The sequence below is a fragment of the Rhodococcus parequi genome (assembly GCF_046042785.1).
GTDB classification, from domain to species: domain Bacteria; phylum Actinomycetota; class Actinomycetes; order Mycobacteriales; family Mycobacteriaceae; genus Prescottella; species Prescottella parequi.
The window spans coordinates 188,281-208,614 of the sequence record NZ_JBDLNV010000001.1 but is presented as its reverse complement, the minus strand read 5'-3'; the positions used below and the strand labels follow the sequence as shown (position 1 = coordinate 208,614).

General features: G+C 70.5%; 16 protein-coding genes. 3 read left to right on the top strand and 13 right to left on the bottom strand.

The features are described from left to right. Positions 1–2 precede the first annotated feature (2 nt). The 5 genes from ABEU20_RS00945 to ettA all read right to left on the bottom strand — a co-directional run bounded on the left by ABEU20_RS00945 (position 3) and on the right by ettA (position 8,222). The gene (locus ABEU20_RS00945) at positions 3–683 is read right to left on the bottom strand and encodes a hypothetical protein (RefSeq protein WP_420162532.1); all 681 of its coding nucleotides are present in this window, start codon (positions 681–683) and stop codon (positions 3–5) included. Continuing rightward, positions 676–1,143, bottom strand: a complete 468-nt coding sequence (locus ABEU20_RS00940) for an acyl-CoA thioesterase (RefSeq protein WP_420162531.1) — start codon at positions 1,141–1,143, stop codon at positions 676–678. The genes ABEU20_RS00945 and ABEU20_RS00940 overlap by 8 nt, the downstream gene beginning before the upstream one ends. Further along, on the bottom strand, positions 1,140–6,005 hold the full coding sequence (locus ABEU20_RS00935) for an NAD-glutamate dehydrogenase (protein WP_420162530.1): 4,866 nt from the start codon (positions 6,003–6,005) through the stop codon (positions 1,140–1,142). The genes ABEU20_RS00940 and ABEU20_RS00935 overlap by 4 nt, the downstream gene beginning before the upstream one ends. A gap of 110 nt (positions 6,006–6,115) precedes the next feature. Continuing rightward, positions 6,116–6,538 (bottom strand): acyl-CoA thioesterase, encoded by a 423-nt coding sequence (locus ABEU20_RS00930; protein ID WP_420162529.1) that lies wholly within the window; start codon positions 6,536–6,538, stop codon positions 6,116–6,118. A gap of 4 nt (positions 6,539–6,542) precedes the next feature. Next, the gene (ettA, locus tag ABEU20_RS00925; RefSeq protein ID WP_348604803.1) at positions 6,543–8,222 is read right to left on the bottom strand and encodes an energy-dependent translational throttle protein EttA; all 1,680 of its coding nucleotides are present in this window, start codon (positions 8,220–8,222) and stop codon (positions 6,543–6,545) included. Positions 8,223–8,350: 128 nt separating this feature from the next. Between ettA and ABEU20_RS00920 the strand changes: the two genes are divergently transcribed. The 3 genes from ABEU20_RS00920 to ABEU20_RS00910 all read left to right on the top strand — a co-directional run bounded on the left by ABEU20_RS00920 (position 8,351) and on the right by ABEU20_RS00910 (position 12,045). Then, the gene (locus ABEU20_RS00920) at positions 8,351–8,902 is read left to right on the top strand and encodes a TetR/AcrR family transcriptional regulator (protein ID WP_420162528.1); all 552 of its coding nucleotides are present in this window, start codon (positions 8,351–8,353) and stop codon (positions 8,900–8,902) included. A gap of 199 nt (positions 8,903–9,101) precedes the next feature. After that, the gene (locus tag ABEU20_RS00915; protein ID WP_456300322.1) at positions 9,102–10,697 is read left to right on the top strand and encodes a GMC oxidoreductase; all 1,596 of its coding nucleotides are present in this window, start codon (positions 9,102–9,104) and stop codon (positions 10,695–10,697) included. Between the two features lie 37 nt (positions 10,698–10,734). After that, on the top strand, positions 10,735–12,045 hold the full coding sequence (locus ABEU20_RS00910; RefSeq protein ID WP_420162527.1) for a lipase family protein: 1,311 nt from the start codon (positions 10,735–10,737) through the stop codon (positions 12,043–12,045). 30 nt (positions 12,046–12,075) lie between these two features. On the opposite strand, the gene ABEU20_RS00905 is transcribed toward ABEU20_RS00910, so the two are convergent. The 8 genes from ABEU20_RS00905 to ABEU20_RS00870 form a co-directional block, all read right to left on the bottom strand. Next, positions 12,076–13,218, bottom strand: a complete 1,143-nt coding sequence (locus ABEU20_RS00905; protein WP_420162526.1) for an alpha/beta hydrolase family protein — start codon at positions 13,216–13,218, stop codon at positions 12,076–12,078. A 100-nt stretch (positions 13,219–13,318) separates the two neighbouring features. Then, a complete protein-coding gene (gene ssb / locus ABEU20_RS00900; RefSeq protein WP_420162525.1) occupies positions 13,319–13,795 on the bottom strand; it encodes a single-stranded DNA-binding protein in 477 nt (158 codons plus the stop codon). Positions 13,796–13,988: 193 nt separating this feature from the next. Continuing rightward, positions 13,989–16,019 (bottom strand): cytochrome c oxidase assembly protein, encoded by a 2,031-nt coding sequence (locus tag ABEU20_RS00895; protein ID WP_420162524.1) that lies wholly within the window; start codon positions 16,017–16,019, stop codon positions 13,989–13,991. 70 nt (positions 16,020–16,089) lie between these two features. After that, positions 16,090–17,307, bottom strand: coding sequence for a vWA domain-containing protein (locus tag ABEU20_RS00890; protein WP_420162523.1), 1,218 nt, complete (start codon positions 17,305–17,307; stop codon positions 16,090–16,092). Next, on the bottom strand, positions 17,304–17,963 hold the full coding sequence (locus ABEU20_RS00885) for an SRPBCC family protein (RefSeq protein WP_420162522.1): 660 nt from the start codon (positions 17,961–17,963) through the stop codon (positions 17,304–17,306). Before ABEU20_RS00885 ends, ABEU20_RS00890 begins: the two co-directional genes overlap by 4 nt. 10 nt (positions 17,964–17,973) lie before the next feature. Then, positions 17,974–18,873, bottom strand: coding sequence for an AAA family ATPase (locus tag ABEU20_RS00880; protein ID WP_420162521.1), 900 nt, complete (start codon positions 18,871–18,873; stop codon positions 17,974–17,976). Next, positions 18,870–19,460 carry a nucleotidyltransferase family protein gene (locus tag ABEU20_RS00875; protein ID WP_420162520.1) on the bottom strand — a complete coding sequence of 197 codons (591 nt, stop codon included), beginning with the start codon at positions 19,458–19,460 and terminating at the stop codon, positions 18,870–18,872. The genes ABEU20_RS00880 and ABEU20_RS00875 overlap by 4 nt, the downstream gene beginning before the upstream one ends. After that, positions 19,451–20,332, bottom strand: coding sequence for an XdhC family protein (locus ABEU20_RS00870; protein WP_420162519.1), 882 nt, complete (start codon positions 20,330–20,332; stop codon positions 19,451–19,453). Before ABEU20_RS00870 ends, ABEU20_RS00875 begins: the two co-directional genes overlap by 10 nt. Positions 20,333–20,334 lie beyond the last annotated feature (2 nt).

Below are 20,334 nucleotides of genomic sequence, written 5' to 3'. Positions count from 1 at the left end.
GCCTACGCCGGGAACAGCGGGATGGCGGCCGCGCGGCGGGCGTAGACCGCGCCGAAACGAGCATCGAGGCGCAGCCACGACGCCGTGGCCCGCACCCGCACGATCTCGCTCGCGGCGATCGCGTCGAGGTCGGTGTCCGCGGTGGCCGGTCGGCCGTCGGCCAGTGGCACGAAGCCCATTCCGGTGAGTGCGAACACCGTTCGCATCGACACCGCGACGTCGGTACCGCCGCCCGCCACCTCGAGCACCTTCTGGTCGAGCAGCGACGTCGGCGGGCCCTGCGCGCTGCCGTGTTCCTTGGCCAGCGCCGCGCCGCGCTGCGCCAGCCCCAGCAGGACCCGGGCCGGCACGTCGTCCACGTGGACGAAGCCGGATTCCGGGGGCAGGGCGCCGCGCCACGCCGAGTCCATCGCGAAGCCGGGATCGATGTCGGCGGAGCTTCCACCCAGTGCCTGCAGCAGCACGTCGCCGGCCGCGGTGGTGTCCGCCGGGCGAACCTCGCCCGCCACCACCCGGGTCGCCAGGGCGTCGAATCCCGTTGGCGCCCACACCGCCACGCGGCCGTCACCTCTGCGCTTCAACCGGATGACGGCGGCCTCGTCGAGTCGGATGGCCCGCCCGACGAACACCGCGAGGTCCGCGCGATCGGCCGAGGAGGGAATGGTGAGAACCCGCTCAAGCACGCTTCCACAGCTCCAGGTAGCCGCGCTCCGCCGGCGTCAGCCGCCGCAGCCGCTGCGTGCCGATGTCGAATGCCGCTATCTGGGTCGACGCGACGATCGACGGCAACGTCGACGGCGCCGCTCCCCCGGGCCGCACCTCGTACGCGATCGTGAAGTCCACGGCCCGGATCTGCTCCACCCACATCAGCACGTCGAGCGGGCTGTCCTCGTGGCGGAGTTGTCCGCGGTAGCGCACGCGCAGATCGGCGATCACCGCGCCGTCCCGCAACGTCACGGTCGGCGCGCCGTCCTCGAACAGCCACGGGATCCGCGCCTCCTCGAGCAGCGTCACCATCCGTGCGTGGTTGATGTGCTGGAACGCGTCCATGTCCGACCAGCGGACCACGACCCGCGTGTGGAAGCCCACCGGCTCCGCGCCGACGGCCTTCCCGTTGTGCACGGTCTCCTGGGAACCGGTCACCTTCCGACCTCCGATCTGGTGCCCACACCGCGCACCATGCTGCGTACCTGACGCGCCGCCACCGACAGCGTCGCGAGGTCCAGCGTTCCAGACTCGAAGATCTCCGCGAGCGCGGACCTCGATCGCCCGAGCCTGGATGCGTTCGTGGACTCCCAGTAGTCGATCTTCTCCTCGGGAGTCTCGTCGGGTTCACCGCCGACGAGAACCTCGAGGGTGAGCGAACGCAGCGACCCGTACAGGTCGTCGCGCAGCGCCAGCCGGGCCAGCGAATGCCACCGGTCCCCGCGGGCGAGGTCGGAGACGGCCGTGAGCAGCCAGTCGATTCCCAGGTGCGCGTCGAGCGCGAAGTACAGTTCCGCCACCTCCTCGCCGTCGCGCTCGCAGATGTCGGCGATGTCGATGATGTCGAGCAGGCAGAACAGGTCCAGCAGCCGGTACACCTCGAGGGCGAGTTCGCGCGGGGCGCCGTCGGCGATCGCCGACCTCGATCGCCGCTCGAGATCGCTGACGTGGTGCCCGCGGAGCCACCCGGGCACCATCGGGGCGAGCCGGCGGAACTCGCTCGCGTAGCGACTGGTCTCGGCGCCCACCGCGATCGGCTGCGGCCGGTTCGACAGGAACCAGCGCGACGCGCGGTCCAGCACCCGCCGAGACTGCAGCATGAGGACGTCCGAAACCTCCGACGGGATGTCGGCCGTGCCGACCCGCGACCACACGTCGTGGAGTTCGAAGATCCCGGTGACGGCGGCGTAGGCGCGGATCGCGTCGGTGCTCGACGCACCCGCATCCTCCGCGAGCCGGTACGCGTAGGTGATCCCGCCGTTGTCGATGGCCTCGTTCGCCAGCATCGTCGCCACGATCTCGCGCCGCAGCGAGTGCCCCCGGATGGCCGCGCCGAACGGGCCCCGCAACGGCTCCGGGAAGTAGCTCGGCAGGCGCGCCGCGAAGAAGTCGCTGTCCGGCAGTTCGGTGTCCAGGAGATCCTGCTCGAGAGCCAGCTTGACGTGGGCCATCACCGTGGCCAGTTCCGGCGAGGTGAGTCCGCCCCCGGCCTGCGCCCGCCGGTTGAACTCGGCCTCGGTGGGCAGCGCCTCGAGCTTGCGGTCGAGCCCGTGGTGGGTGACGAGGGTGGCGATGAGCCGCCGGTGCACACCCAGCATCTGGGGAGCGCTCGCGCGCGACATGCCGAGCTGGTCGTTCTGGGCGATGTTGTCCGCCAGGACCAGTCGCGCCACCTCGTCGGTCATCGATGCGAGCAGGGGATCGCGCTCCTCCACTGCGAGGTCGCCGCTGCTGACGACCGAGTCGAGCAGGATCTTGATGTTGACCTCGTGGTCGGAGCAGTCGACGCCGGCCGAGTTGTCGATCGCATCGGTGTTGATCTTGCCGCCGCTCAGCGCGTACTCGATGCGGCCCAGCTGGGTCACGCCGAGGTTGCCGCCCTCACCGATCACGCGGGCGCGGACATCCGCCCCGTGCACGCGCACCGCGTCGTTGCTCTTGTCCCCCACCGACGCGTCGGACTCCGACGCCGCCTTGACGTACGTGCCGATGCCGCCGTTCCACAGCAGGTCGACCGGCGCCTGCAGCACGGCCTTGACCAGCTCCGGCGGCGACATCTCGGTCACGTCGTCGCCCAGCCCCAGCGCCGCGCGCACCTGCGGGCTGACCGGCACCGACTTCGCCGTCCGCGCGTACACGCCGCCCCCCTCACTGATCAGCGAGCGGTCGTAGTCGCCCCACGAGGAGCGCGGCAGTGCGAACATCCGCCGGCGCTCGGCGAACGAGCGCGCTGCATCCGGGGTCGGGTCGAGGAAGATGTGCCGGTGGTCGAATGCCGCCACCAACCGGATGTGCTCGCTGAGCAGCATCCCGTTGCCGAACACGTCGCCGCTCATGTCACCGATCCCGGCGACCGTGAAATCGTCTGCCGCCACGTCGATTCCGAGTTCGCGGAAGTGCCGCTTGACGCTCTCCCACGCGCCACGGGCGGTGATGCCCATCTCCTTGTGGTCGTAGCCGGCGGAGCCGCCGGAGGCGAATGCGTCGCCGAGCCAGAACCCGTATTCGGCCGCGACGCCGTTGGCGATGTCGGAGAAGGTGGCGGTGCCCTTGTCCGCCGCGACGACGAGGTATGTGTCGTCGCCGTCCCGCCGGACCACCCGCTCGGGCGGCACCACCGCTCCGGTGAGCCGATCGACGTTGTCGGTGACGTCGAGCAGTCCGGAGATGAACGTGCGGTAGCAGGCCACGCCCTGGTCGCGAACCGCTTGCCGGTCGACGGCCGGATCGCCGGTCGGTGCCACCGGCTGCTTGACGACGAAACCGCCCTTCGCGCCCACCGGGACGATCACCGCGTTCTTGACGGCCTGAGCCTTGGCCAAACCGAGGATCTCCGTGCGGAAGTCCTCACGCCGGTCCGACCAGCGCAGTCCGCCGCGCGCCACCGGCCCGAACCGCAGGTGCACGCCTTCGACGTCGGGCGAGTACACGAACACCTCGAATTGCGGGCGCGGCTTGGGCAGTTCCGCGATGCGCGCGGGCTCGAACTTGAGGGAGAGGAACCCCCGCGAGGCTCCGTCGGCATCCAGCACGAAATGGTTGGTGCGCAGCGTCGCCCGCACGAGTCCGAACAGCGCGCGCAGGATGCGGTCGACGTCGAGGCTCACCACCTCGTCGATCGCGGAACGCAGTTCCTGCTCCAACGCCGTCGAGCGCTCCGGTGACGCGGAATCGGGGGCGAACAGCGACTCGAACAACTCGACGAACAGTCGGGCCACCTCGGGGTGCGCCAGCACCACCGACTCGATGTGCCCCTGGCTGTAGGCGAATCCCGCCTGGCGCAGGTACTTCACGTAGGCGCGCAGCACCGACACCTGCCGCCAGTCCAGGCCGGAGCGCAGCACCAGTTCGTTGAACCGGTCCGCCTCGCACCGTCCGTACCAGACCGCGGCGAACGCCTCGGTGACGCGATCGCTCAGTTGTTCGTCGGGGCCGTCCGCGCCCACCCCCGCCGCGGCGCCCAGCGACAACTCCGGGGGAACCGCGATGCCGAACTCGTACAGCCAGCATTGGAGTCCGTCCGGGCGCCGGACCGCGTACGGCCGCTCGTCGAGCACCTCGAACCCGAGGCTGTGCAGCGCCGGCAGTATGTGGGACAACGAGATTCCCTCACCGGCGAAGTAGAGCGCGAACTGCCACCGGCGCGGCGAAGCGGGCAGGTCGTGGTGAATCCGCATGTCGATCGAATCGGCATCGAGGCCCTCGAACCGGCTGATGTCGACGAGCGCCTCCGCGGCGTCGAAGTCCTCCTTGTAGGCCTCGGGCAGCTCGGCCGCGTACCTCGCGGCGACGGCGGGGTCCACGTCGGGATCGGCCGCGACCGCATCTGCGAAGTGGTCGTCCCAACTGCGACTCGCCTCGGCCAGCAACCCCTGGATGCGGAGCCGATTCGCCTCCGACGTGTCCACGTGGCCGTCACGAGCGCCCGGTGGCTTCCGGATCGTCACGTGCAGCATCGCGAGGTCGCCCTCGGACACCCGGGCCGTGTAGTCGAGCAGTCCACCGCCCAGCTCGTCGAGCAGGATCTGCTGCATCGCCAATCGCACGCGGGTCGTGTACCGGTCCCGCGGCAGGTACACCAGGCACGACACGAATCGTTCGAAGGCGTCCTCGCGCATGAACAGCCGCACCTGTCGGCGCAACCCGATGTTGAGCACCGCGGTCATCGTCTCGAGCAACGCGTCGGCGTCGATCGAGAACAGTTCGGTGCGCGGAAACGACTGCATCACCTCGAGCATCGCCTGACCCGAGAAGGAATCGATACCGAACCCGGCCCGCTCGATCGCGGTGCGCACCCGCCGCGCGATCACCGGGATCTCCAGGACGTTCTCGTGCAGCGCCGTCACCGTGAACACCCCGAGGAACCGATGCTCACCGACGATCGCGCCGTCGTCGTCGAGAATGCTGACGCCCACGAAGTAGGGATACACCGACCGGTGCACCGTGGCGGGCGCCGAGCCCTGCGTCAAAACCAACAGCGGACGATCCGGAATATCCACTGTCAGTGGGATTTTGACGTGCTCGTCGGCGTGAGCGTCCGATCGCAACACGCCCAGTCCGCTCTCCGGGACCCGCCGGGTGCGTTGATCCGCTCCGCGTTCGTAACGGCGGTAGCCGAGGACCGTGTAATGACCGTCGGCGAGCCAGCGCAACAGATCGGCGCAGTCACACAACTCGTCGGCCGACCTCCCGGGCGGCGGATTCTCCGCTCGGACGTCGAGTTCGGCGGCGAGTGCGAGCTGCAGCGCGCGCATGGCATCGGTGTCCGCGACGACCTGCCCGACATCCGACAGCACATCGTCGATGGACGATTCGAGGGAATCGAGCACCTCGTCCTCGGTTGCGGGATGCAATTGCACGTGCATCCACGACTCCGCGCGGGCGTCCCTCGGCAGGTCCCGGATCGGGACGTCGGCCAGCACCTGGTCCAGCGTTCCGTCGGGACTCCTGCGCACGCCCAGGACCGGGTGGACGACCTCGCTGATCGAGGCGTCGAGGCGGCGCAGCAGCGCGGTCACGGACTCGACCAGCAACGGCATGTCGTCGGCGACGATCTGCAGGGCCGCGCCGACGCCGGTGCCGTCGGAGGGGCGGTGGACACGGGTGACCGCGGCGCCCGGTGCGCGCCGGTACGCGAGCAGCAGGTGCTCCCGGATGATCGCGTCCGCGTGCCGGTCCAGGACGCTGTCCGGCTCACCGGCGGAGGTGTGACGGAAGTAGACGGCCGCCACACCCGGTAGACCGTCCCGCAGGCCCGTGGGCAGCGCGCGAGACCAGTCGGAATCCACAGAATCCGTCATCGCGACGCTCCGTCCCTGTTCGAGGTCACCGCGGTTGGCTCAATGGCGAGCCTAACCGCGGCGACCCCGAGTCGCGCGGAACTACGACACGGTCGGGTCCTACCGGGCGACTATGCGGGCGTCGTGGCCGGCAGGTAGCGACCGAGCACGTCACGCTCGGCGTCGGAGAGAACGCGGGACACCTCGGCCCGCGCGTCGAATCCCACCATGACCGCGTCGCCCTTGGCGCAGACGTTGCCGGCCGTGTCCTTGACGACGTGTCGCAGCGTGAACGACGACGTTCCGACGTGGACCACCGACACCTCGATCCGGACCGGGCCGGAGGCATCGGTGATGGGACGCAGGAACTCCGCATCCATCTTGCGGACCACGACCGCCCGGGGTGCGGCGCCCACGGACGCCGCACCCTCGATCAGGAAGAGCGAACGCGCTTCCTGCATGTACTCGACGACGCGGGCGTTGTTGACGTGCCCGAGCCGATCGGAGTCACCCCAACGAACCTGCACGTCGCAGCTGTAGACCTGATTCGACACGTGGTCAGTCGCGGGTCAGCTTGCGGTGCGTGACCCGGTGCGGACGCGCCGCGTCGGCACCGAGGCGCGCGACCTTGTTCTCCTCGTACGCCTCGAAGTTGCCCTCGAACCAGTACCAGGCGGCCTCGTTGTCGCCGAAGGCGCCTTCCCACGCGAGGATGTGCGTGCAGGTCCGGTCCAGGAACCAGCGGTCGTGGGAGATCACGACGGCGCAGCCCGGGAACTCCTGCAGCGCGTTCTCGAGCGAGCTGAGGGTTTCGACGTCGAGGTCGTTGGTCGGCTCGTCGAGCAGGATCAGGTTGCCGCCCTCCTTGAGGGTCAGCGCCAGGTTGAGGCGGTTGCGCTCACCACCGGAGAGCACGCCCGACGGCTTCTGCTGATCCGGGCCCTTGAAACCGAACGCGCTGACGTACGCGCGCGACGGCATCTCGTTCTGGCCGACCTCGATGTAATCGAGTCCGTCGGACACGACCTCCCACACCGTCTTGGTGGGATCGATGTTGGCGCGGTTCTGGTCGACGTAGCTGAGCTTGACCGTCTCGCCGACCTTCACGGTGCCGGAATCGGGCTCCTCGAGCCCGACGATGGTCTTGAACAGCGTGGTCTTACCGACACCGTTGGGGCCGATCACGCCGACGATGCCGTTGCGCGGCAGCGTGAACGAGAGGTCCTTGATCAGCAGGCGGCCGTCGAAGCCCTTGTCGAGGTTCTCGACCTCGACCACCACGTTGCCGAGGCGCGGCGGGGTCGGGATCTGGATTTCCTCGAAGTCCAGCTTGCGGTGCTTCTCGGCCTCGGCGACCATCTCGTCGTAGCGGTCGAGGCGCGCCTTGTTCTTGGACTGGCGGGCCTTGGCGCCGGAGCGGACCCAGGCCAGCTCCTCCTTGAGGCGCTTCTGCAGCTTCTGGTCCTTCTTGCCCTGCACCTCGAGGCGGGCGGCCTTCTGCTCCAGGTAGGTGGAGTAGTTGCCCTCGTACGGGTACAGGCGACCGCGGTCGACCTCACAGATCCACTGCGCGACGTGGTCGAGGAAGTAGCGATCGTGGGTGACGGCGAGGATGGCGCCGGGGTAGGCGGCCAGGTGCTGCTCGAGCCACAGGACGGACTCGGCGTCGAGGTGGTTGGTGGGCTCGTCGAGCAGCAGCAGATCGGGCTTGCTCAGCAGCAGCTTGCACAGCGCGACGCGGCGCTTCTCACCACCGGAGAGGTGCGTCACCGGCTCGTCCGGCGGCGGGCAGCGCAGCGCGTCCATCGCCTGCTCGAGCTGCGAGTCGATCTCCCACGCGTCGGCGTGATCGAGCTTCTCCTGCAGCGTGCCCATCTCCTCCATCAGCTCGTCGGAGTAGTCGGTGGCCATCAGCTCGGCGATCTCGTTGTAGCGCTTGAGCTGCACCATCGTCTCGCCGAGACCCTCCTCGACGTTCTCGCGAACCGTCTTGGTCTCGTCGAGGTGCGGCTCCTGCATCAGGATGCCGACCGATGCGCCGGGAGCGAGGAACGCCTCGCCGTTGCCGGGCTGGTCCAGACCGGCCATGATCTTGAGGATGCTCGACTTACCGGCGCCGTTCGGGCCCACCACACCGATCTTGGCGCCCGGGTAGAAGCTCATGGTGACGTCGTCGAGAATGACCTTGTCGCCATGCGCCTTGCGCACCTTTTTCATCGTGTAAATGAACTCAGCCACCCAAAGGCTCCAATCTGGACTGGAAATGCGCAGCTCACCGGCTGCGAGAACGTACGACTCGACAGCCAGCCTACCGCGCCGGTCCCGCGGTTCTCCCGCGCGCGCGACCGGTGCCCGATAATGGCGCGGTGCGGTCGCGGAAGAAGATCTTGGACGCCACCCTCGGACTGATCGGCAGCGCCGGGTTCGAGGGTGTCAACATCGCCGCGGTGGCCGCCGCGTCGGGTGTCACCCGGCAGACCGTGTACTCCATCTTCGGCACGCGCGAAGACCTGGTCTCGCAGGCGATCGCCGGCCTCGCCGTGGAGGTGCTCGGCGACATCCGTGCCCGGCTCGCGACCACGCAGTCGGCAGTCGAGTACGTCGTCGAACTCGTCGTCGCCGGCCGCGCGGCGGTCCGGGACACTCCCGTCCTGCGCGCGCTGCTCCGCGCCGGCGACGGCAATCCGCTGTTCGATCCGGGCATGATCACGCGCGCCAAACCGGTTGCCCGCGAACTTCTCTCACCTCTCGTCGAGCGCGAACCCCGACTCGCCGACCGTGCCGACGACATCGCCGAGATCACCCTGCACCTCGCGCTCTCGGTCGTCTTCTTCGACGACGAGACGCTGCACGCCGACGGCGAGCTGCGCCGGTTCCTCACGCGCTGGCTCGCGCCGGCTCTGGCACTGGACCGGTAGATGCACGCCCATCCTCAAGTTCTTGACAGTCGGACCGACAAGTGTCTAGTTTTAGCTCGCTCTCCGGAGTGAGTCGGATCACTCCGCGCGGCTGACCACCCGTCCGCCGAGGGCTGAGGGGACCCTTCCTACGCGTACAGCGCACCGACGGACCCTTCGACTGCTGCCGACCACTGTGTTCGAGCTGGGGGGATGAGCTGTGCCCGACATCAAGAGAAGGTCCTTTCTGACCGCCGCCGCTGCCGCGGGGATGGCGCTCGCGGCGCCGGGGGCCGCCGGGGCCGTCACCGGCATCGCGGCCCGGGTCGACCGGATCCCGGTCACCCGCGAGAAACATCGAGTGATCGTGATCGGCTCCGGGTTCGGCGGCGGCGTGACCGCGCTGCGACTTGCGGAGGCGGGCGTACCGGTCACCGTCCTCGAACGCGGAATCCGTTGGCCCACAGGACCGAACGCGACGACGTTCCCGAGCCCGACCGCTCCGGACAAGCGTGCGCTCTGGTACCGGTCCGCACCGCAGCTGTTCGGCCGGCCGATCCTCGTGGAGCCCTTCACCGGTCTGGTCGAGGCGGTTCCGGGCGACAACATCACCGCGCTGTGCGCGGCGGGCGTCGGGGGCGGCTCCCTGATCTATCAGGGCATGTCGCTGCAGCCGTCGGAGGCGGTGTTCACCACGCACTTCCCGGGCGGCATCGACTGGGCCGAGATGGACCGCGTCCACTACCCCCGGGTGGCCCGCATGCTGCAGCTCGCCGTCGCGCCCGACGAACTGGTCGACAGCCCCAGCTACCTCGCCCCGCGGACGTTCGCGCAGAACGTCGAACGCGCCGGGCTGCCGCTGTCGAAGATCCCGATGCCGATCGACTGGAACTACGCGCTCGACGAAGTGCGTGGCGTGATGCGGGCGTCGTACACCAACGGTGACGGTGCGCTCGGCGTCAACAACGGCGGCAAGCACTCCGTCGACGTCACCTACCTCGCCGCCGCCGAGGCCACCGGGAGGGTGTCGGTGCAGACACTGCACGAGGTCACCGACGTCGAACGTGCGCCCGACGGCCGCTGGACCGTGTACGTCGACCGGATCGACACCACCGGCCGCGTGCTCGAGAACAAGATCCTCACCACCGACGCGCTCGTCATGGCCGCCGGCAGCCTCAACACCACCAAGATGCTGGTGCGGGCGGCGGCCCAGGGGCGGATCCCCGATCTGCCCGACGGACTCGGCCGCGGCTGGGGCACCAACGCCGACCGGATCTACGTGTGGACCACCCCGGACCGCGAGTTCGGTCTCGCCCAGGGCGGACCGGTCGTCTACGGCAGCCTCAACTGGGACGATCCGGCGACCGCCCACACCGTCATCCAGGCCTCGATCCCGTCGCTGTCAGTCGACATGCGCAGCACCATGCTCGTCGGCTACGGCGTGAGCGACGGCCGCGGCCGGTTCGAGTACGACCCGGCCGTGAACGACGCGGTGCTGCGCTGGCCGCACGAGGGCGACCGGGCCGTCCAGACCGGTCACATCGATCGGACGGTCCGTGCGATCGCCGGCCCGGCGAGCATCGTCACCGACACCAACGCGATCGTGCCCTCCACGTGGCACCCGCTGGGCGGGGCGTGCATGGACACGGTCTGCGACCTCGAGGGCCGCGTCCACGGCCAGCGCGGGTTGTACGTGCTCGACGGCGCCCTCATGCCCGGCAACACCGCCGCGTGCAATCCGTCGATGACGATCGCCGCCGTCGCCGAACGCGCGCTCGACCGGATCGTCGCCCACGACGTCGGCACCGTCGTCTGACCCGTCCGCCCACATCCCCCGACCGGAAGACCACCCCATGAACACGTCTCTCGAGAAGCGCGGTCGGGCCGCGGTCGCCGCGCTGGTGAGCATCGCCGCGGCGGCGCTCGTCCTCGCCGCACCGGGCCCCGCCGCGGCCGGACCCGCTCCCGATTTCTACACACCGCCGGCGCAGTTGTCGGACGCTCCCGGCGACATCGTCCGCAGCGAGCCGATGCCGATCTTCGCCACCGTCCCCGCAGCGGACGGGTCCTGGCCTGCTGCAGCACAACTCGTGATGTACACCTCACGCCTGCAGGACGGCACACCGACCGCGGTCACCGGTACCTTCATCGACAGTGCGCATCCGTGGCGCGGCACAGGCCCGCGTCCGACGGTCGTCATCGCGCCCGGCACGTCCGGACAGGGTGACCAGTGCGCGATGTCCCGCGCCTTCTCGACGGGACTGAACGCAGGTCTCGATCCGCTGTTCCTGTCGGCCAATCAGGAGGCGGTCTCGGCCGGCGTGTGGTCGGCGCTCGGGGCGCGGGTGTTCGTGACCGACTACATCGGGCTCGGCACGCCCGGAGTTCACACCTACGTCAACCGGGTGGAGCAGGCGCACGCGGTGCTCGACGCGGCGCGGGCGGCGAATGCACTGTCCGGCGGCGACGCGACACCGCTTGCGCTGTGGGGCTATTCGCAGGGCGGCGGCGCCACCGCCGCCGCCGCGGAACTCGCGCCGTCGTATGCACCGGAACTGAGCATCAAGGGTGTGTGGGCCGGCGGTCCGACCGCGGATCTCGAGCAGGTGCTGGCGCAGATCGACGGCAACCTCATCGGCGGTGCGATCGGGTTCGCCGTCAACGGGTTCGTCGCCCGCTACCCGGAGCTGAGCTCGGTTGTGCAGGAACGTCTGACACCGGAGGGCCGGACCGCGCTCGACGGCATCGGGACCGAATGCATCGCCGACATCATCGCCAAGCGCCCGTTCCTGCAGACGCGCAGCTTCACCCGCGACGGCCGGCCCCTGATCGACAACCTCCGCGAGGTGCCCGAGGCTCTCCAGGTTCTGCGTGACCAGCGCATCGGTACCGTCGCCCCGCGGGTCCCGGTGCTGGTCTCGAGCGGCCGCAACGACGACACCGTCCCCTACGCTCAGGCCCGCCAGTTGGCGGTCGACTGGTGCGATCGCGGCGCGGACGTCACGTTCCGCACCAACGAATTGCCGCCGCTCGCACCGGGTACCACGTTCGGCAACCACTTCGGGCCGCTGATCGCCGACGCGTACCTGGACGGCGAACCCGTCCGCTACCTGCTCGACCGGTTCGACGAGGTGCCGGTCGCGCCGGGCTGCAGCGTCACCTGATCGAACCGCAGTAGCCGATCGAACGACCGATCACAGTCGCTGCCGGACGAACGGCGTCGAGTCCGGCAGCGACGCGGCCATCGTTCCGTCGTGGTTGGTCGGGTAGGTCAGGTAGGTGGCGTCGACCCCGGCCAGTCGCAGGTCGGCGATGAGCTTGAACGACAACGGCGCCGGAACCACCGTGTCGAGCAGGCCCTGCGCGATGAACAGCGGCCTGTCGTAGCCGCTGGTGGGCACACCCAGATACTCGGTCATCGCGGCGTGCATGGCGGGCTCGCCGAGCGACCTGGTCAACAACTCTCCCACCGACACACCCGCCACGGCCTCGGACTGCTCGTCGTAGCAGAGGGTTTCGGCGGCGTCGACGAGTTCCTGTCCACGCGGGGTCAGGTAGCTGTTCACGTCGACCTGCGGCATCGTCGCGCGCATTCCCGCCAGGATGTACGTCGCGAAGACCGTCAGACCGTCCAACCCGAGCGGCGGAATCCACGGGCCGCCGATCGAGAACGCCGTCTCGAGGTTCGACGGTGCACCGGTCGTGACCGCGCCGCGGAAGTCGAGTTCGGGCGCGTAGCGCGTCGCGTCGTGCGCGGTGAACAGCGCCGCGTGGCCGCCCTGCGACTGACCGATCGCCATCCACCGCGGTGACAGCTCCGGCACCACCGCGCGCCCGGCTCGCACCATGTCGATCACCGCGGTCGCCTCGGACGCCCCCTGCAGGTACGGGTGGACGCCGGGTGTGCCGAGCCCGATGTAGTCGGTCGCGACGATCGCGTACCCCTGGGACAGCCAGTGCCCCAGATAGTTCGCATCGCGCTGGCTGCGCGGGTTCTGCGACGGTGCGCAAGCATCGCCGAGGCCGACCGTGCCGTGCGCCCACGACAACACCGGCCACCCGCCTTCGGGCGGTGTGCCCTGCGGCACGAACACGACGCCGGAGCTCTCCGCGGGACGCCCGGCGGCGTCACGCGTGGTGTACGTGATCCGGTACTCCCGGGCGGTGCCCGCCAGGCCGAGACCGGCCGGCAACGCCTCGACGGACTGCACGTCGCCCGCCACGGCGTCTGCGGGTACACCGCCCGCCGACGCCGTGGCGGGGACCAGCGCGGTGAGGGCGAACACCGCCCCCACCGCGATCAGCCGACGCAGTGGCCTTCCGTTCGATCGACGCATGTTCTCTCCCTCGGGCATTCGTTCCGTTCGGCCTGGGCGGTGAAGTCACTGTCGCAGACCACGGAACGGTTCGCCCGGCGAAACGTCGAACCCGTCCGACCTATCCGACGAGAGCCTCGACCCGTTCGTCGAGGGCGCCGTCCTCGCCGTCCGGACCTTCGGATTCGGCAGCCGTCTCCCCCTCGGCGTCGTCGGCGGCCGTCGCGGATCGGGTTCGCGCCGACCGGTCGAGCCGGGCGCTGCACCGAGCGAGGTCCGGACCGATCGCGGCGGCCCGCATCTCGAGGTCGGAGCGCGGCTCACCGTCCCGGGTCCGGTACTCGTTGGTGCGCAGTTCGCCGTGCGCGATGATCGGGTCGCCCTTCATCAGCGACGCCCCCACTCCCTGGACGAGCCGGCGCCAGCAGCTCACCGTCAGGTACAGCGTGCCGCCGTCCACCCACTCGCCGGATTCGCGGTCGCGCCGACGGACGTTGCTCGCCATCCGGAAGCTCATGACCTCTTCGCCGGACGCCGTCTCGCGCTTGATCGGGTCGGTGATCACGGTGCCCACCACCGTGCCGTGCGTCTCGTACATCGCCATCCCCCTGGGTCGGCCGCCTCGGACCCGAGACGGCGAATGCACCGCCCCGGTCGGGACGGTGCATTCGACTGTGCCGTGGATCGCGCACGGAATCGGTCCGTCGAACCGATCTGTGGATGAACCGGAATCGCATCCACAGGCCTGCGTCGGACGGCGCCGGACGGCCCTGCTGTGTCGGCGGCGTGTGTTACCGGCCGGCCTCCCGGTCGCGCCGGGCGAGCTCGGCGAACATCGCGTTGTGCGCGGCCAGGTCCGCGTCGTCGTCGCGCTCGGCCGCTCGGTCGACGCGCTTGGCGACCTTCTGATCGCTGCGCGACCACTGCACCAGCAGCGCGAGCATGACGAGCACGAGCGGCACCTCACCGGTGGCCCACGCGATCGACCCGCCCAACTGCTGGTCGTTCAGCAGGTCGCTGTTCCATTCGAGCCCGAGCGAACGGTAGAACTGGGCGCCCATGACCTCACCCATGCTCATCAGTGCGATGCCGAAGAACGCGTGGAAGGGCAGCGATCCGAACACCATCGCCAGCTTGGTGATGGGCTGCAACTGGCGCGGGGACGGGTCGACGCCGATCACGACCCAGTAGAACAGGTAGCCACTGAGGATGAAGTGCACGTTCATCAGCAGGTGCGCAGTGTGGCTGTCGACGTTGGCCCCGAAGATTCCGCCGAGGTACAGCGCGTAGAAGCCGCCGACGAACAGCACCGACGCCACCAGCGGATGGGTGAGGAACCGCGAGATCGGGCTGTGCAGGAACGCCAGCAGCCATTCGCGCGGTCCGGGGACGCCGTCCTTGCCGGCGGGGCGCATGGCCCGCAGCGCGAGAGTGAAGGGGCCGCCGAGAACCAGCAGGACGGGAGCCAGCATGGACAGCGCCATGTGGGCGCCCATGTGGACGCTGAACATCGCCGGCGCGTAGCGACCGACACCCGACGACGTACCGATGAGCAGCACCAGGCAGCCGGCGAACCACGCGATGGTGCGTCCCACCGGCCAGCTGTCGCCGCGCTTGCGCAACGTCCGGAGACCGACGAAGTACAGCACCGCGAGGACGATCGCGGCGGTGCCGAAGATGAGGTCGAAACGCCAGTCGAGCATCAGCTTCGCGAAGGTGGGCGGGCCGTCGAGGTTGTACCCGAGCTCGACCTCGGTGATCGTCGGCACCGACGACGGCGGGGGCGGCGGGGTGCGGCCGAGGCCGACGGCGATACCGATCGTCGCGGCGAACACCAGCGCCTCCGCGCCCGCGAAGCGGACGAGTGCCCCCCGCGACTCCGGGTCGGCGGCGAGCGCGGGCAGCGCGCGCCGGCGCTGGAGGAAGCCGAAGACACCGAGCAGCACCAGGGCCACGATCTTCGCCACGATCAGGCGGCCGTAGGTGGTGGAGAACAGGTCGTCGAGCGGAACCCGGACGAGCGCGTTGACGACACCGCTGATCGCCATCGCCACGAAGCAGATGGTCGCGACGAGCGAGAAGCGCCGGGCGGCGACGTCGGTGTGGGCGCCGCGGCGGCGGGCGTGGGCCAGCAGCGCGAACAGTCCGCCCGCCCAGAGGGCGGCGCCCACGAGATGCCAGATGAGGCTGTTGGTGGCGACGTCGTGCGAGCCGCCGGAGGACGAGTGTCCGGTCAGGGCCAGCGGCATCATCGTCGCGACGCCGAGCGCCAGCAGGAACGGCGTCCAGGACCAGCGCAGCGCGATCCGGCACAGGACCGCCAGGACGACGGCCATGATCGCGGTCCACTGCCACGCGACCGCGGTCTCCACCTGCCCGATCGCCGAGAACAGGTTCGACGGCTTGACGGCCTCCGAGAACGGCTGCCCCGACGTGTCCGACAGGGTCAGCGGGATCAGCACCACCGCACTCACCGCCCACACGAACGCGGCGTGCGACGCCGTGCGGATCGCGCGGTAGCCGTCGACGTCGAGTACGCCCGTCTTCTGCGGCGGCACCATGAACGCCGCGAACAGCAGCGAGCCGATCGCGATCACCGCGGCAACTTCGCTGACGGCGCGCAGGGCCGGCAGGCCGTAGGTGGTGAGCGGGCCCGGATCCGGGATGCCCATCAGCACCAGCGCCTGTGACGCCGACATGGCGACCACCAGCGCGGCGACGAGGCCGGCGAGGACGCCGCTGACCGCGAAGAACAGGCCGGAACCGGGACGGGACGAGGGAACGGGAGCGTGCTCGGTCTGCTCACGCACGGGTGCTGCCATGCCTACCAGGGTAGGACCTACGACAATCCGTCGGACTTGTGCCTCACCCCGGTCGGGGCGCCCGCCGCGATCACGGTCCGCCGACGATCTCGAGCATCTCGGCCAGCGCCCGCACGGTGTGCGCGGGCAGGAAGTCGTCGCAGTACGGCAGCGCCGCCGCCATCGGTCCTGCAACCGGCTCGAAACCTGGTTGGGCGGCGCGGGGATTGAGCCACACCAACCGGTGCGCGCGGCGGCCGACCCGCGCCGCCGCACGCGCCAGTTCGGCGGGGTCGTCGCTGTCCCAGCCGTCCGACGCGATGATCACGACGGCGCCGCGCAACGCCGAACCGTGTGGCGAGGACAACAGTGCGCCGAGGCTCTGCGCGATGTGAGTGCCACCGAATCGGTCGACGACGCGCTCCGTCGCCCGCTCTGCGGCCGCCTCGGCGCTGCGATGCGCGAGCGTCGGCGTCAGTCGCGTGAGCCGGGTCGAGAAGGCGAACACCTCGGCGTCCCCGGGGCGCGACCGCAGCACTGCGGCGCGCATCAGGTGCAGGTAGGCATCGGCGTATCCGCGCATGGAACGACTCACGTCGCACACCAGCACGATCCGGCGGGGGCGCGGGCGCGGCCGGTTCCGCACCACCCGGATCGGTTCGAACCCGGTGCGGCGGGCGCGGCACATCGTCGCGCGCAGATCCACCCGGCCGTGCCGGTGCGGTTCGCGGCGGCGACTCGGCCGGGTGGGCCACCCTCGTCGGGCTTGCTCCAGCCCGCGTCCGAGCGCCCTCAGATCGGCGTCGTCGAACGCGCCGAACGCCTCGCCGGCGAGATCCTCGCGCGGGCTCGGCCACCCCCTCCACGCCCCGACCGAATCGGCCGCGGGGCCTGTCGCGGTCTCCGGCACCCCCTGCCGGGTGACCCACGGCGGGGCCGTCCGGGCCGCCTGCGCGTCACGCACGGGTGCCGACGCCCCGGAGTCGGATCGACGGGGCCGGGGTCTCGGCGCACCTCCGGCGGCGCGGGCCGCCGGGTCGAGCGCGAGTACCGCGTCGGCGAACACTGCGGCGAAGACGGCGTCGAACCGGTCCAGATCGAGCTGGCGGCCGACCAGCGTGATGCGGGCGGTCCAGTAGAGCCGACGTCGATCGGTCGGCGGAAGCACCCGCAGCGCTTCGGTGAACCGAGCCGCCCCACTCGCCGACACCGCGATCCCCGACGCGCGCGCCCGAGTCACCAACGCGACGGCGAACGCGGCGAGGTCCACCCCACGGAACAGGGGTGCCGGGGCGCTGGGCGCCGTCACCGCCGCCGCGAGCGCAGGACCGTGAAGACGACGGCCGCCGCGATCGCCGCCGCCAGCCAGGGCAGTAGCCGGCGGGCGGCGCCGACACCGGACAGGGCGACGAGGTCGATGGGCTCGACCTCCGATTCGACGACGTCCGCGCCCGGCGGGACGACCATCGGAGCACCGGGCATGTCTGCCGATTCCGGGACCGGCGCCGCGGTCTCTCGGGTCTCCGCCGCGAGCCTGTCCTCGAGCGACGACGCGAACTGGCCCATCAGCTTCGCGGACACCTGCGCGATCATGCCGCTGCCGAACTGGGCGAGCTTGCCGACCACCTTCATGTCGGTGTCGACGGTCACCCGCGTCGCATCGCCCTCGCCGTGCAGGCGCGCGGTGATCGTGGCCGACGCGTTGCCGCTGCCCCGCTTCTCCCTGCCGCGCGCGTCGATCACCGCGGTGTGGGACTGCGCGTCCTTCTCCGTGAAGGAGGCGCGGCCGGCGAACTCGGTCGTGACCGGACCGACCTTGATCTTGACGGTGCCGAGGTAGTCGTCGCCCTCGCGGCCCGTCATCCGGGCGCCCGGCAGCAACGGTGCGATGCCCTCGAGATCGGTGAGCACCTCCCATGCCCGATCGATCGGGGCGTCGACCGTGAACTGGTCTGCAATCTTCATCGTCGTCCTCTCATCCTGTCTCTCCGCTCGCGGCGTACGTGCCCACCGCGTCGGCCAGCACGGTCCGATCGTCGGGGGTCTTCGCGATCGCGCCGAGGCTCGCGAGCGCCTCGGCGGGCACGAGATCGGCGGCACCGAGCGCGGCGAGGGCCGAGACCCAGTCGATGGCCTCCGCGACCCCCGGGGACTTGTCGAGGTCGAGGGTGCGTGCCGAGCCCAGGAAGTCGGTGACGCTCGCGATCAGTGGGGCCGCCGCCCCGGGGACGGTCCGGCGCAGGATCGCCGCGGCCCGCTCCGGCTCCGGATAATCGATCCAGTGGTAGAGGCACCGGCGGCGCAACGCGTCGTGCAGGTCCCGGCTGCGGTTCGACGTGAGCACGACGATCGGCGCCCGGTCCGCGGCGAAGGTGCCGATCTCGGGCACCGTCACCGCCGCCTCGCCGAGGAATTCGAGCAGCAGCGCCTCGAATTCGTCGTCCGCGCGGTCGATCTCGTCGATCAGGAGCACCGGCGGGATCGCTCCGCGATGCCGCACACAGCGCAGGATCGGGCGTTCGAGCAGGAACGGTTCGGTGAACAGGTCGGCTTCCTGCAGCCGCTCGCCGCGGGCCTCGGACACCCGGACGGCCAGCAGCTGCCGCTGATAGTTCCAGTCGTAGAGGGCCTCGTCGGCGCCGAGGCCCTCGTAGCACTGCAGCCGCACCAGTGGGGCGTTCAGCGCCGCGGCGAGCGCCTTGGCCGCCGTCGTCTTCCCCACCCCCGGTTCGCCCTCGAGCAGCAGCGGCCGACCCAGCTGCAGCGCCAGGAACAGCGCGGTGGCGGTCCCCTCGTCGAGGAGATAGTCCCGCGCATCGAAACGTCGGATCAGCGTGTCGACGTCGGGGACGATCGCGGTGACGGCGTCGGTCACGAGGCGTCCCGGTCCTGGTCGAGCAGCGCCCGGTACTCGTCCCACGTGTCGACGTCGAGCGGGATCCGCCCCTCCACCGGCACGTCGAACACGTCGATGTCGTCGCGGTCGAACAGCTTCCACACGGCCTTGTCGCCGTACAGTGCGGCGAGGTCACCGAACACGCCCCGCCCCAGCCACAGCGGATGTCCCTCACCGTCGCGGTAGCGGCACAATCCGATGGTCTCGAGGCGACCCCGCTCGATCAACGCGCGGACCGTGGACGGGCGGACCCCGGGCTGGTCGCCGAGCATGAGTACGATCCCGGAGGCGAGCGGATCGATCTCCGGCAGTGCGGCTTTCACCGAGTTCGAACATCCGCCCCCCGCGTCCGGGCAGTGCACCACGGTGCACCCGCCGAGGTCGACGAGATCCTCGATGGCCTCCGCGGATCCGGGCACCGTCACCAGCAGCTGGTGGAAGCGGCACGCGCGGGCCGTCGCGAGCGTCGCGTCGAGCAGCGTCGCTCCGCGGTACGGCAGCAACTGTTTCGGCCGGCCCAGTCGCCGCGACGATCCGGCGGCGAGGACGAGTCCCGTCACGAACATCGCGCACGCTCCTTCTCGTAGGCGCGGCGGCATCCCGGTGCGCAGAACCAGTAGTCCTCGCCGTCGATCTGCAGGTGTGGCGTCTCGGAATCGACGACCACCGTCATGCCGCACACCGGGTCGACCACGGTGAGGGCCGCGCCCCACGTCCCCGCCGGGACGGAACCCAGCTGCTCGATCCGGATCGTCCGCACCAGCTCCGCCGCGATCGACACCGCGATCTCCCCCGGCGTGCGGGCACCGATCGGCAGCCCCGCGGGGGTGTGCACGACGGCCCGTTCGGTGTCGTCGAGTTCGAGCTCGTCGACGATCGCGGGACCGCGCCTGTCGCTCGCGACCAGGGCGACGTACCCGACACCGGAGTCCAGCGCCTCGCGGATCACGGCCGGCTCGTCACCGCCGAGACTCGCGACGATCACCGCCGCCTCGCCGTCACCGGCGGCCGATCCGCGTCGGACGTCGACGTCGAGCACCGCGAGCACGCGGGCGACGGCGTCGGCCACGGGCGTGGCACCGGCCACCCGCACGATCGGGGCGGGCAGGCACGGTTCGAGGAAGATCTCCATCGCCCCACCGGACAGGCACGGGTTCACGACGACGTCGGCGCCCGGAACGTCCGGATACGCGGGCCCGCCGTCGGGCAGGATCCGCAGCAGCACGCTCTCCCCCGACGCCACCGCGCCGATCGCCGCCCGCCGCACCGAGTCGTGCGCACAGTGCCCGCCGACGAAACCCTCGATGGTGCCGTCCGGCAACACGATCGCCCGGTCCCCCGGCCGGGTCGACGTCGGCTGCTGGGCGCGCACCACCGTCGCACGCACGAACGGTCTCCGCTCGTCCGCCAGTTCCGCGGCGCGCGCTGACAGGTCCATGC